Origin of the sequence: Haladaptatus caseinilyticus (assembly GCF_026248685.1) — an archaeon.
Classification (GTDB): Archaea; Halobacteriota; Halobacteria; order Halobacteriales; family Haladaptataceae; genus Haladaptatus; species Haladaptatus caseinilyticus.
Genome location: NZ_CP111036.1, coordinates 988,212 through 1,001,023, shown reverse-complemented (window position 1 = coordinate 1,001,023; position 12,812 = coordinate 988,212). Strand labels below are relative to the sequence as shown.

10 protein-coding genes and 1 pseudogene are annotated in these 12,812 nt (G+C 57.9%); 8 read left to right on the top strand and 3 right to left on the bottom strand.

Translation table 11 applies throughout. The annotated features are described in order from the left end of the window. The first annotated feature begins 256 nt into the window (after positions 1–256). From OOF89_RS05620 to OOF89_RS05600, 5 genes are all read left to right on the top strand, one after another. A complete protein-coding gene (locus OOF89_RS05620) occupies positions 257–994 on the top strand; it encodes an ABC transporter ATP-binding protein (RefSeq protein ID WP_266079108.1) in 738 nt (245 codons plus the stop codon). Beyond that, the gene (locus OOF89_RS05615) at positions 991–2,643 is read left to right on the top strand and encodes a hypothetical protein (protein WP_266079106.1); all 1,653 of its coding nucleotides are present in this window, start codon (positions 991–993) and stop codon (positions 2,641–2,643) included. Before OOF89_RS05620 ends, OOF89_RS05615 begins: the two co-directional genes overlap by 4 nt. Before the next feature lie 52 nt (positions 2,644–2,695). Beyond that, entirely contained in the window at positions 2,696–5,467 is a 2,772-nt protein-coding gene (gene alaS / locus OOF89_RS05610; protein ID WP_266079105.1) for an alanine--tRNA ligase, read from the top strand. A 648-nt stretch (positions 5,468–6,115) separates the two neighbouring features. Then, a complete protein-coding gene (locus OOF89_RS05605; RefSeq protein ID WP_266079103.1) occupies positions 6,116–6,733 on the top strand; it encodes a GAP family protein in 618 nt (205 codons plus the stop codon). A gap of 86 nt (positions 6,734–6,819) precedes the next feature. Next, positions 6,820–8,031 carry an ABC transporter substrate-binding protein gene (locus OOF89_RS05600; protein WP_266079101.1) on the top strand — a complete coding sequence of 404 codons (1,212 nt, stop codon included), beginning with the start codon at positions 6,820–6,822 and terminating at the stop codon, positions 8,029–8,031. Positions 8,032–8,037: 6 nt separating this feature from the next. On the opposite strand, the gene OOF89_RS05595 is transcribed toward OOF89_RS05600, so the two are convergent. From OOF89_RS05595 to OOF89_RS05585, 3 genes and pseudogenes are all read right to left on the bottom strand, one after another. Further along, positions 8,038–8,271 carry a hypothetical protein gene (locus OOF89_RS05595; protein ID WP_266079100.1) on the bottom strand — a complete coding sequence of 78 codons (234 nt, stop codon included), beginning with the start codon at positions 8,269–8,271 and terminating at the stop codon, positions 8,038–8,040. A 277-nt stretch (positions 8,272–8,548) separates the two neighbouring features. Then, on the bottom strand, positions 8,549–8,806 hold the full coding sequence (locus OOF89_RS05590; RefSeq protein ID WP_266079098.1) for a hypothetical protein: 258 nt from the start codon (positions 8,804–8,806) through the stop codon (positions 8,549–8,551). 146 nt (positions 8,807–8,952) lie between these two features. Continuing rightward, positions 8,953–9,138 (bottom strand): annotated as a pseudogene (locus OOF89_RS05585) (hypothetical protein); the annotation flags it as partial. Positions 9,139–9,275: 137 nt separating this feature from the next. On the opposite strand from OOF89_RS05585, the gene OOF89_RS05580 reads away from it, so the two are divergent. The 3 genes from OOF89_RS05580 to OOF89_RS05570 all read left to right on the top strand — a co-directional run bounded on the left by OOF89_RS05580 (position 9,276) and on the right by OOF89_RS05570 (position 12,787). After that, a complete protein-coding gene (locus OOF89_RS05580) occupies positions 9,276–10,067 on the top strand; it encodes an alpha/beta fold hydrolase (protein WP_266079097.1) in 792 nt (263 codons plus the stop codon). Between the two features lie 322 nt (positions 10,068–10,389). Beyond that, positions 10,390–11,772 carry a class I adenylate-forming enzyme family protein gene (locus OOF89_RS05575; RefSeq protein WP_266079095.1) on the top strand — a complete coding sequence of 461 codons (1,383 nt, stop codon included), beginning with the start codon at positions 10,390–10,392 and terminating at the stop codon, positions 11,770–11,772. A gap of 322 nt (positions 11,773–12,094) precedes the next feature. Further along, positions 12,095–12,787: a type 1 glutamine amidotransferase gene (locus OOF89_RS05570; protein WP_266079093.1), complete on the top strand. Its 693-nt coding sequence runs from the start codon at positions 12,095–12,097 to the stop codon at positions 12,785–12,787. Positions 12,788–12,812 lie beyond the last annotated feature (25 nt).

The window sequence follows — 12,812 nt, the reverse complement described above, 5'->3', positions numbered from 1 at the left end:
CCGAAATCAGTGAGAGACGCACAAATCAAATGCATTTCGTGTAACGCTCCGGTCGTCCGGACCGTGGAAGATGCCTTCTTCTGCGTCGGGTGCGGCGAGTCGCCAGTCGAGTCCAACCTCGGCTCTGCACAGTCGGGAACTGACTAGCCGTTTCAACCGTCTTTTTCGTGGTTCGATCCAATTCGGTGAGTATGGCTCGAACCCTCCATGATGTTGTCGCCCGCTATCGAACCGCATCTGACCGAGAGGCGTGCCGATGACGCCAGCGATCGAAACCGACGGACTGACGAAACGATTCGACGGAACGGCAGTCGTTTCGAACCTCCGACTTACCGTTCCCGAAGGTGCCGTTTACGGCTTCCTCGGGCCGAATGGCGCAGGAAAGACGACAACGATGCGAATGCTGACCACGTTGATTCGGCCGACGAGTGGCACCGCCCGAGTCGCCGGGCAGTCCATCGACGACCGCGACGCGGTCGTCTCCCGTATCGGATTTCTTCCGGAAGAACCGCCGCTGTACGACGAACTCACTGCTCGTGAACAGCTACAGTACGTCGCGGGACTCCGTGACGTGGACGCCGACGCACGAATCGACACTCTACTCGACCGGTTCGACCTCGCTGCGGACGCCGACGAGCGTGTCAGCACTTACTCGAAAGGAATGAAACAGAAGACGGCGTTGATTCAGGCCATCCTCCACGAACCCGAACTGGTCTTTCTGGACGAACCGACCTCGGGTCTCGACCCTCGGGCCGCCCGGACCGTCCGCGAACTCATCTCCGAACTCACCGACGACGGAATGACCGTCTTCCTCTCGACACACATCCTCCCCGTGGTCGAAGAACTCGCGGATACCGTCGGCGTGCTCTACGACGGAACGCTCGTCGCCGAGGATTCTCCCGAACGACTCACCCACCGCGCGGAAGAAGAACAGTCGCTCGAAGACGTGTTCCTCGACGTGACGAGCGAGGAACGACCGATGGTGTCCCAATGAACTGGCCGAGGCTTCGGAAAAGCGCTAGCATCGCCCGAATCGAGTACCGACGAAGCATCCGCGCCATGCTGAAAAATCCCGTTCAACTGCTGGCGTTCGGCTTCTTCCTGCTCGTCTTCGTCGGTGGTCCAACGCTCGGCGGTTCCTACGTCGCGTATACACTCGGGGGTCAAATCGGCGATCTTCCCGCGTCGATCCCGGTCCTTGCTTTCGCACGTGGTGGACTCGCCGTCGCGTGGCTCATGCTCGCCGCGATAGTGACCACGAGAGCGGTCGGGAAAACCGGGCGTATCGACCACGAGGCAGGCATGCTGACGACGGTTCCAGCCCGCGATGTCGTCGGTGGTCTCGTCCTCGCCGAGTTCGCCCGAATCGGGTCGGTCGCAGCACTCCCGGTGCTCTCGATAAGTGCAGCATGGAGTCTGGCACTCGGCACGCCGACCGCGTTCGTGACTATCATCCTCGCACTGCTCGGTGTGTTCACAACCGCGATTCTTACCGGACACATCGTCGGACTGCTGCTCAAGCTAGCATTTGCGCGGTCGGAGCTGCTCGCGAAGTACAAATCCGTTCTCGCTGTCGCCGGATTCGCAGTCTACATGGCTGCCGTCATGTCGAACGCGCTGGGTCGCGTGATGGGGTCGCTCGGAACCGTGTTACAGGACGCACCGACCGGGTGGCTCGGTGACGTTTTCATGCTCGGTATTCCGGGTGTCTCGGCGTCGCTCGTCCGCGTTGCCGGGGCAGTCACATTCGTCGGCATCACCGTCCCGCTGTTGGTGTCGCTCGACGTTCGGACCGCGACTCGGCTCTGGTACGGCGACCAAGTTCAAGTCGAAAACAAACGATACGAAGCCAGCGAGTCGAGCGCCGAGTTCCTCGCTCGCTTCGTTTCACGCCCGACCCGAACCGTTACAGCGAACGTCTGGCGACGGACGAAACGTGCACCACTTCGCCTTCTCTACGTCGTATACCCGCTTTTCTTCGTCACCGCGCCGCTTCAAGAAGCGGTGCAAACCGGCGTCGTCTCGAAATATCTCTCCGTCTCGATCGCGCTCTACGGCGCATGGGCGATCGGTGCGTCCGCGCTCAATCCGCTCGGTGACGAAGGTGCGATGCTGCCGGTGACGGTTACGTCCACGATTCGCGGTAAACAGTTCGTCCGCGGACACGTCCTTGCCGTATCGCTCGTCGGACTTCCACTCATGATCGTTGGAACGGGGGTTGCGGGCGTCCTGAGTCCGCTTCCACCTGAACGATGGGTCGGATTAACGCTCGCCAGTGCCCTCCTCGGTATCGCGGGCACCGTTGTCGCGCTCGCGATCGGTACCGTGTTTCCACGATTCAGCTCGGTTCGCGTGACACGGAGTAGACGCGTCGTCGTTCCGAGCAAATCGGCGTTCGCACTCTATACACTCCTGCTTCTGGCCGGGTTTGCCGGCGTCGCGGTCGCGGTCGTTCCGGGTGCACCGTCGATGGTCGCCGGATTCGTAGCGTTCGTGACCCATTTCGTCGAATACCCGGTTATGCTCGACCCGACATACGTTCGAACCTTTGGGGGTACGATGGCCGTCCTGCTTGGTGTCGTCGCGCCGCCCCTCTCCTACCGGTACGCGATTCGAGGCTTCGACAACTACGTTCTCGACTGATAGCGGCCTTGCGGAACTGTTTTACGCACCGATGGGTGAAGAACTACCAACAATGAGCGAACTCGAGGAGGAGTACCGCCTCGACTATTTCGAGGAAAATGACTTTGTACGAAAAGAATGCTCCGAGTGTGGTGCGCACTTCTGGACGCGCGATCACGACCGCGAGACATGCGGGGAACCGCCGTGCGAGGAGTACGGCTTCATCGACGACCCCGGTTTCGAGGAGGAGTACACGCTATCGGAGATGCGGGAGGTGTTCCTCTCGTTCTTCGAGGAGCACGACCACGAGCGAATCGACCCGTATCCGGTCGCCGCAAACCGCTGGCGCGACGACGTGCTGCTGACACAGGCGTCTATCTACGATTTCCAACCCCTCGTCACCAGCGGTAAAACGCCACCACCAGCGAATCCGTTGACCATCAGTCAACCCTGCATTCGGATGCAGGACATCGACAACGTGGGGAAGACAGGGCGGCACACGATGGCCTTCGAGATGATGGCCCACCATGCCTTCAACGTCCGCGAGGACGCCGAAGAGAAGTACGCCTACGAGGGTCAAGTCTACTGGAAGGACCAAACCGTCGCCTACTGCGACGAACTGTTCGAATCGGTCGGCGCGGACCTGGACGAAATTACGTACATCGAAGACCCGTGGGTCGGCGGCGGTAACGCGGGTCCCGCAATCGAAGTCATCTACAAAGGTGCGGAACTCGCCACGCTGGTCTTCATGTCCATGGAGCAAGACCCCGAGGGCGAGTACGAACTCAAGGACGGTAACCGCTATTCGCCGATGGACACGTACATCGTGGATACCGGATACGGTCTCGAACGCTGGACGTGGATGAGTCAGGGCACCCCGACCGTCTACGAGGCGGTCTATCCCGACATGATCGAGTTCCTCAAGGAGAACGCCGATATCGAACACTCCGAGGAAGAGGACGAACTCGTCCACCGCGCCGCGAAACTCGCGGGCCACATGGATATCGACGAGGCCGAGGACATGGAAGCCGCCCGCGACAACATCGCGGACAAACTCGGCGTCTCCACGAACGAACTCGAAACCCTGGTGGAACCACTGGAAACTATCTACGCTATCGCTGACCACAGTCGGGCGCTTGCCTACATGTTCGGCGACGGTATCGTCCCGAGCAACGTCTCGACGGGCTACCTCGCCCGGATGGTGCTCCGCCGGACGAAACGGCTTTGTGATAACGTCGGCGTCGATGCGCCGCTGGACGAACTCGTGGATATGCAGGCCGAACGGCTCGAATACGAGAACCGCGATACGATTCGTGACATCGTTCGAACGGAAGTCGAAAAGTACCGCGAAACGCTCGAACAGGGCGGGCGAAGGGTGCGACGCATCGCCAAGCAACACGCCGAGGAGGGCAAATCGATCCCGACTTCGACGCTCGTGGAGCTGTACGACTCCCACGGTCTGCAACCGGACATGGTCGAGGAGATCGCCGACGAGTTCGGCGTCTCGGTCGAGGTTCCCGACGACTTCTACAGTCTCGTCGCGGACCGACACGATGGCGGGCAGGCCTTCGAGGAAGCGGTCTCGGCCGACGACCGTCTCCAGGACCTCCCGAAAACGGAACGGCTGTACTACGAAGACCAGTATCGAACCGACTTCGAGGCCGTCGTTCTCGACGTGTTCGAGCGCGAAGAGGGGTACGACGTGGTGCTCGACCAAACGATGTTCTATCCGGAAGGCGGTGGTCAACCGGGCGACCACGGTTCACTCTCGACCGATGAGATGACGGTGACCGTTACCGACACCCAAATCGAGAACGGCGTCATCCTCCACTGTACCGACGAACCGGTAGACAAGGGTGATATCGTTCGGGGTAAAATCGATGCCCAGCGCCGTCGCCGACTGATGCGCCATCACACGGCGACACATATCGTCGTCCACGCGGCCCGGCAGGTACTAGGCGACCATATCCGGCAGGCTGGCGCCCAGAAAGGACCGGACAGTTCGCGTATCGACGTGCGTCACTACGAGCGCATCGACCGCGAAACCGCGAAGGAAATCGAACTACTGGCGAACGAAATCGTCATGGAGAACACGACGGTCCAACAGGAATGGCCAAACCGCCACGAGGCCGAAGAGGAGTTCGGTTTCGACCTGTATCAAGGGGGTATCCCCGCGGGGACGAACATCCGCCTCATCCACGTCGCTGAGGACGTGCAAGCGTGTGGTGGCACCCACGTCCGCCGAACCGGCGACGTCGGTTGTATCAAACTCCTCAATACCGAGCGCGTACAGGATGGTGTCGAACGACTCACGTTCGCCGCAGGGGACGCGGCTATTGAGGCGACCCAGAGAACCGAGGACTCACTCAGATCCGCAGCCGACATCCTCGACGTTGCTCCCGTGGACGTACCGGACACCGCCGAGCGATTCTTCGAGGAATGGAAGGCTCGCGGCAAACAGATAGAGAACCTGAAAGAACAACTCGCCGAAGCCCGTGCCAGTGGCTCGGGCGGCGGCGAGGAAATCGAAGTCGGCGAAACGTCTGCCGTCATCCAGCGAATCGACGCCGACATGGACGAACTCCGTGCGACCGCGAACGCGATGGCCGAGGAAGGCAAGATCGCGGTCATCGGAAGCGGTGCTAACGGTGCCCAATTCGTCGTCGCGGTGCCAAACGGCGTCTCGTTGAACGCTGGCGAAGTCGTCGGCGAACTCGCGTCGCGCGTCGGTGGTGGCGGCGGCGGTCCTGCCGACTTCGCGCAGGGCGGTGGCCCTGACGCCGACAAGTTGGACGACGCGCTGGAAGACGCGCCGGATGTACTCCGGCAAGTCAAAAACGCGTAGTTTTCGTCCGCAACGCCGCACTTCCCGTCCGCTATACGACGGTTTGCCAGGCACGATGTAGTTTTCCGACACCGTTCGTTGCCAAGCGCTAGTATTTGCTATCGACTCGATTTGTCGCGGTAATTAGCGGGTTGCCCGGTGTTTCGCCCACATCTGAACGACCTCGTGTCCGTCGTGGTTTCGTATCTCCGGAATCCCGCTGCAATCGTCCGGTTTATTGGTTTGCGCTACCGGTCAGGTACTGTCCCCCTCCACGTACGAAAGCTGTCTCGGCCGCCTTTGGTGTCGAAATGGATCGAATAGGGGGAGGCCGTGCAAACGGAAGCGGAAAAGTGTCTCGACGACCCTTCAAAGCGCCAAAACAGACTGTTCCTCGGGATAGTAGGATTCGACCACAGTCGAGGGTTCCTCTCGTAATATACCAATTATCGCTATATGAAAATCCGTGTTCGGAGGTGAGAGACTGGCTCAAGTCGCGACGGATACAGTACGACTGGTGAGCAATATCCTAAAGTTCTTAGAAGTATTACTAGTCCGTCGAATGATAACAGCATCCGGCGATTCGATTCAGAAACGATCTGATCGGGTTTTCGTGGAAATTCAGGGGTGTGGGGAGCGACCGTCGGTGTTTTGTGGGGTTGTCGAACCGTGAGCTTTCTACAAATTCTTCCGCTTGCGGTCGTGATGGTCGCCGGTCCGCAGATTCTCAGCGCCATTTTTCTCGCCACGAGCAGGAATTGGCGGCGAAATTCCGCTGCATTCGTTTCCGGTGCTGCCCTTTCGATTACCCTCATTGTCACTGCCGCATATTTGCTCGGCAACGGCGCTAAACAGCAAGGAACCTCGAACGAGACGGTTCAGGTTATCGTCCTCGTTCTCCTCCTCGTTGCGATGGTGCACACCTATTTGACCCGGGAGGAGTCGGAGCCGCCGAAATGGATGGGAACGTTGGAGAAGGCAAGTCCGAGATTTTCGTTCAAACTTGGCTTTCTGCTACTCGGCTTTTTCCCGACCGATATCCTTACTTCGTCCGCGGTTGGTTCGTATCTCGCTGGAAACGAACTTCCGTGGACGGATTCCATCCCTTTTATCGCGCTCTCACTGTCGTTTTTGGCGCTCCCATCGCTAGCCTTGCTCGCTTTCGGCGAACGGGCTGAAACTTTCCTTCCGAAAGCGCGAGACTGGATGAACACGAATTCGTGGGTCGTCAACGAAATCGTCATCCTCTTTTTCATCGCGATGACGCTCAACAACCTTCTCGGGTAATTTCTGATTTCGCCTTGCTAGTGTTGGTCTCCCATGTTTTAGGCAGATCAAAAAGACTAAGCCATAGTTTAGGCAAGCCTAAACATATGTCCGGAACACCTGCGGAGACCCCAACCCGTCGTGAGTACGTCACGGGCGGTGTCGCCCTCATCGGCGGTGGCCTCCTCGCCGGCTGTACGAGTATCGGTTCGGAGACGAATTCGGGCGGAACATCCGAAAAATCGACGACCGGAACGACTGCTGATGATGGCTCATACTCGGTGACGATGGCACCGGCCGGTAAAGTCGAGTTCGATGGCGTCCCCGAAAACGTTTTCTCGATATTTCCACAGTACGCCGATATGGCGGTCGCGCTCGGACATGGGGACGCGATAAATTCGATTTACGTCCCCGAAATGTCCGGCAAGACGATGAACACCTACTACGACCGACTGGATGGCGTCTCTTTCGATTGGAACGGACTTTCAGACCCACTCAAAAACGGGTTGAGTAAGGAGCTGCTCTATCAACTCGACAGCGACGTCCATCTCGTTGACCCGGCTTACGTTAGCACTCAAAACAACTGGTCGCAGTCCGACATCGAGGATATTCGGAACAACATCGGTCCGATGTTCGGGAATTTCTACAGCGGTACTCACGACAGACCGCCGGAAGGATACCGCGACGGATATCAGTACTACGAACTCTGGGAGATGTTCGGGAAAGTCGCAGACGTGTTTCGAGAGCAGGAACGGTATCGGGAACTAAAAAAGGTTCACGACGACGTGCTCGCGACGATAGAGAACAAACTGCCACCGAAAAGCGAACGGCCGACGGCCGTACGCGTCACTTACAGCGATGGGAAGTTCTACACCTACCACCTCAACGAACCCGGCTACTGGCTGGCGGATACCCGGCCGTTGGGCGCGACGGATGCGTTCGCGGAGCAAGAGTGGGGCAGTTTGTGGGGGACGGTCGATTTCGAAACGATGTTGGAAGCCGACCCGGACGTTATCCTTCATCTGTGGGGTATCTCCCCGGGATACTACCTCGATGAGATCCAGACACAGATCGAGAACCATGCCGCTGGACAGAAACTCTCCGCGATTCGAAACGACCGCTTCTACGCTGCTGGGATGCGGTATCAGGGTCCCATCATGAACTTATTCCAGTTGGAGATGACGGCCAAGCAGTTGTATCCCGAGCAGTTCGGCGAGTGGCCGGGGTACGTCACCGGCAAACCGTACCCGGAAATCCCCAAGGGAGAACGACTGTTCGATAGGCAGAGGCTCTCGGACGTAATCACCGGGAACTTCTGACACGACTCACGTCACCACTATCCCTCCGATTTTCCAGCAACGTCCGGTCTCACGCATCGTTGTAGCCGAGCGAATCTCGACCGGATTCCACCGTTCCGTCGATGACCGTTCGGTCGGGGCGGGTGAATAGTCGAACCCCCCGCGGAGACGCATCATCGTAACTTTGACTGTGATGAACGGCCTGTCGTATTCGTTTGCACCATGGATACGAAGTGCCGGTACTTCAACGGTAGAACTCATCGACCGTTTCGAGTGGGACGAACGTAATCTTCGAAACCGGCATCGAAAGCCCCTGGAGGCGTCGCTAATCGGCGGCGAATCGACAGTCCTCAAAATCGGTGAGAGAATGGGGCCGATGTGACGTGGAACTGTTCGACAGTGCACGATATCACGATGCCGGCCCGTCGATTCGTGTCGATGGAATCGAACAATAACTCGGATAGACGAATTTCGTATAGCAAAATAGACTTCATCGCCGAATATGACTGGACCTCCGCATCTTAGCTATTGGCCTCTTCTATGCGTCAGCGCGACGTTCACTAACATTTGCCTCCTGTAGTGTCGGTTTTTTCCGCCCGTATCCGTGTCCAACCACTAACGAGATGAGATGTATCACAAGCAGGGCGACGAAGATGCTGATCTCCGGCTTGAATCCCGTAAAGAGAAGGGGAACGTAGAACAGCGGAAGCGACACAGAAGCCCAGAAGCCGATGAATTGAATGGGAAAAACGACTACCTGTGCGACGAGCGTACTGGCCAGTTCCATCGCGGACATATATCTAAATACGATGTATTTACTGAATACTATTCATCACATAATGCGCCTTATCTAGTGTATAATATGGGATATATGCGCATTATCTAATTTCTAGTGCTTTCTATGCTATTTGATGTCCCGGCGATTTCTCCACAGCCATGTTCTCAGACTGGTATAAAAAGGATATCAAAATGAATATTTTTCAAACTACGGTCGTCGAGTAGCACAGATTCGGTTTGTACTCCGGCTTTTGCCGCAATTTCACGCTCGAATTCGTACACTTCGTCGTGGTCCGCGTAGGCGATTTCGGGGGTCGCATCCCGCTCGGCCCACACTGCGCGCTTGAAGGGATTTCGCCGGTGATTGGTTCGGGAATTCTAACCCTTTGACAAGTGTACACACACGTTTACACAGTAACCCAATCGCGAAAGTCCCTCACGAAGAAACGAACGACTTGAAACGCTCGAATCCCCTACTCCCATCACGAATGCCATTCGCGGAACACGGGGGCGTCTCGCTCTACTACGAAACGGACGGTCCGACGAAACACGATACGGTCGCGTTCATCGAGGACGTGGGATATGGCGCATGGCAGTGGGGCTGGCAACATGCCGCCATCGCTGGCCCGTTCGAATCGTTGGTATGGGACGATCGAGGTACTGGTCGGTCGGACGCACCGATCGGTCCGTACTCGGTGTCGGAGATGGCGGCGGACCTCGATGCAGTGCTGGCGGACCACAGCCTCCGAAAGGTCCACCTCGTCGGTGCAGGGTTGGGGGGCATGATCGCGCTCCAATACGCAATGAACTATTCACGAGCCAAAACGCTGACACTCATCGGAACTGCCGCCGCCGGTTCCCGACTCTCACCAGGGGTTCGAGACGAACTACTCGCGGAGAAAACCCCCGACGCGCTTCACGAATCACTTCGTCCGGTGGTGAGCGAAAACGCATACAAAACAGGGTTGGAGGACCTCGTCGAATGGCGACTGGAGGATGACGCCTCGCTCGACGCCCAACGTGCTCAGTTCGAAGCGATGGAACGGTTCGACGTGAGCGACAACCTCTACGAAATCACGATTCCCTCGCTGATCATTCATGGCACCGACGATGGCGTCTTTCCGGTCGATGCAGGCCAGGAACTTGCGGATGGATTGCCCCGTGGCGAGCTACGGACGTTCGAGGACGCGCCCCATCTCGTCCATATCGAGCGCTCGAAGGAGGTCAACGACGAACTGCTCGAATTTCTGGAAGCAAACGCGGAGACGACGATACGATAATGTCGGAAATTATAACACGTTTGACGTGTGCCTCGAATCCGGTTCCGATAGTCCGACGATCACTCGCTTTGGCAGTCCGGGCAGCATCCGTTTTCGAGGTAGACCGACAGTACCGACTCGCCGCACTCAGAACACGCTTCTACCGGTTGTTCGTTTTCGCTATGTTCGTTCTCTACCATCGTGGCGTCCGTATTTGACTTGAACGGCTTCCTTGCATAATAATATACCTTATATAGCAACCGTCGAAAACGCGCGTTCTGATTTCGTCCTCCGAAACGCGGACAAACAGAACTGCTAACATCTCGCACGCACAATGAGATGTATGTCGCTATCACTGGAGCGACAGGCCAAACTCTGGGGGAGTCGCGTCGCGGTCGTCGATGGGAACACGGCAGTCTCCTACGACCTGCTCGCTCGCAGGGTGGAATCCACTGCGAACCGACTCGCCGAATTCGGTATCGGTCCGGGGGATAGGGTTGCCGTTATCTCTCGAAACCGTCTCGAATCAGTCGTTCTGCTGTTCGCAACGTGGCGAGTCGGCGGCATGTTCGCGCCGGTTTCACATCGTCTAACGCCCGCGACCGTTTCGCGCCCGGTAGAAGAAATCGACCCAGACCTCCTGCTGTACGAATCGGCACAACGTGATCTCGTCCGACAGTTCGATGCTCAGTCGTTCGACGAGTTCGAGCACGACGAATCTAGCTCCGTGGAATCCGCTGACGAGTGGACGACTGCATTCGACCAGAGGGACACCTGCTTGCTCGTACACACTGACGACGGCCGACGGATCGTCCGTCTGTCGAGACGGGCAATCGAGTGGACTTGCATCGTCGCCATCTCGGGATGGGGATTGGGGCGAACCGACTGTACGATCATTCTCCTTCCGCTGTCGGTTTCTCACTGTTTGCTCAGGTTCGCACTGCCGCTTCTCATGGTCGGTGGTCGCCTCGTACTCCAGCGCGCGTTCGACCCGGAACGTGCAATGGCCGCCATCGAGGAGCACGACGTGACCTGTTTCGGTGCCGGACCGACCGAGCTCCGCGAGCTGGTAGACGCGCACGCCGGAACGAACCGTCCGTCGATCACGTCCCTCGACTCCATCGACTGGATCGCCACCCGTGCTCGCGTTCCACCCGACGTACGCGAAGGCTTTCCCGTTCCGCTCGTCCGAGTGTACGGTCGACCCGAAACCGGCCCGAACGTCCTTCGTGAAACACCGGATGGTGGGCAGGTTGCTCATCCGTTTCCGAACTGCGAGGTTCGAACCGAGGACGAAACTGGCGAACTGTTCGTTCGTAGCCCGACCACCGCCAACGGCTACCTCGGCGGCGAGCGGTTCGGCGAGTGGGTTTCGACAGGAGACCTGTTCCGCCGCGACGACGAGGGGTACGCCTTCGTCGGACGAGCGAGCGAACCCTTCGAGAGTGAGGGCGAACAGGTGCATCCTCGAGCGGTCGAAACCGTCCTCGAATCGCATCCCGACGTTCGAGCGGCGGGCGTCATCGAGGCCGTCGAGGAAACCGGTGGTGTGGCACCGAAAGCTGTCGTCGTCGGTGACGTATCGCCGGGCGAACTTCGGGAGTTCGCGGAGGAGCGCCTCGAACCCTACGAAGTGCCACGGGCGATCGAAATGGTCTCCTCGCTTCCTCGTCGCACAACCGGCGAACTAAACCGGGGCGAACTCCGTAAGCGATTCGGTGGGTAGTGATCTCCTTGCCGATCTTCGAATGCTGGTGGTGGAAAGACGACCATCGAATTTTACCATGAAGAGTCTCGCTATCCGTGGCCTCTCCCCCTCGGATTCGAACCCCTATTCGAGACACTCTCCGGCGAATGCGACGTTACCGGACCGACAAAAAATTTAATCGAGGTCCAATTCTCTGCCTGCACTCTTTTACTGTCACCGATATGTTGACTTGTGGGCGACACACGAAAATAGCGCTAGAGAGTACGTTTCGGATTTCAAAACGGGGCGAAATTCCCGATAACGAAATCCATTTGTTGCTTCCAGTTTATAGTACTGCTCAATGAGTCGGCTCCGAATCGCATTTCTGAACGCCGCGCACGGGGACGAAAACACGCGGCGGAACTTCCGTAGAGAACTCGATGCTGACCTCACCGAGTTCGACGTAACCGAAGGTCATCTGCCGAACAGTTTCGACTTCGACGCCGCAGTCGTCTCGGGGTCGCGGTCGTCAGTGTACTGGGACGAAGCGTGGATTCCACCGCTCAAGGAGTGGATCGAAATCGCGATCGAATCCGGGATGCCCATGCTCGGCATCTGTTACGGTCATCAACTGCTGGCCGACGTACTCGGCGGGGACGTCCGCGACATGGGTGAATACGAAATCGGATATCGTGAGGTAGAACACTCCGGTGACTCGCTCCTGTTCGACGGTATCGACTCCCGATTCGTCGCGTTCACGACGCACTCGGATGAGGTCGCGGAACTTCCACCGGGAGCGAAGCCCATCGCGGAAAACGACTACTCGAATCACGGCTTCCGAAAGGAAGACGTGTTCGGCGTCCAGTTCCACCCCGAGTACGACATGGACACGGCCGAGGAGGTTACGCGCGGGAAGAATCTGTCCGAAGAACGCCTTCAAACGGTGCTTGACGGCATCAACGAGGAGAACTACGCTGCAGCCAGTGACGCGAAAATAGTCTTCGAAAACTTCACGAGCTACGTCGCCGACACATCAGAGATGTCAGCAGATTGACCGTCGAGCAGCGATATCAATATAA

Excerpts from the sequence above, each read along its gene's own strand:
- OOF89_RS05620 (WP_266079108.1), top strand. The coding sequence starts at position 257 with ATGACGCCAGCGATCGAAACCGACGGACTGACGAAACGATTCGACGGA.
- OOF89_RS05615 (WP_266079106.1), top strand. The coding sequence starts at position 991 with ATGAACTGGCCGAGGCTTCGGAAAAGCGCTAGCATCGCCCGAATCGAG.
- alaS (WP_266079105.1), top strand. The coding sequence starts at position 2,696 with ATGAGCGAACTCGAGGAGGAGTACCGCCTCGACTATTTCGAGGAAAAT.
- OOF89_RS05600 (WP_266079101.1), top strand. The coding sequence starts at position 6,820 with ATGTCCGGAACACCTGCGGAGACCCCAACCCGTCGTGAGTACGTCACG.
- OOF89_RS05595 (WP_266079100.1), bottom strand. The coding sequence starts at position 8,271 with ATGAGTTCTACCGTTGAAGTACCGGCACTTCGTATCCATGGTGCAAAC.
- OOF89_RS05590 (WP_266079098.1), bottom strand. The coding sequence starts at position 8,806 with ATGTCCGCGATGGAACTGGCCAGTACGCTCGTCGCACAGGTAGTCGTT.
- OOF89_RS05580 (WP_266079097.1), top strand. The coding sequence starts at position 9,276 with ATGCCATTCGCGGAACACGGGGGCGTCTCGCTCTACTACGAAACGGAC.
- OOF89_RS05575 (WP_266079095.1), top strand. The coding sequence starts at position 10,390 with ATGTCGCTATCACTGGAGCGACAGGCCAAACTCTGGGGGAGTCGCGTC.
- OOF89_RS05570 (WP_266079093.1), top strand. The coding sequence starts at position 12,095 with ATGAGTCGGCTCCGAATCGCATTTCTGAACGCCGCGCACGGGGACGAA.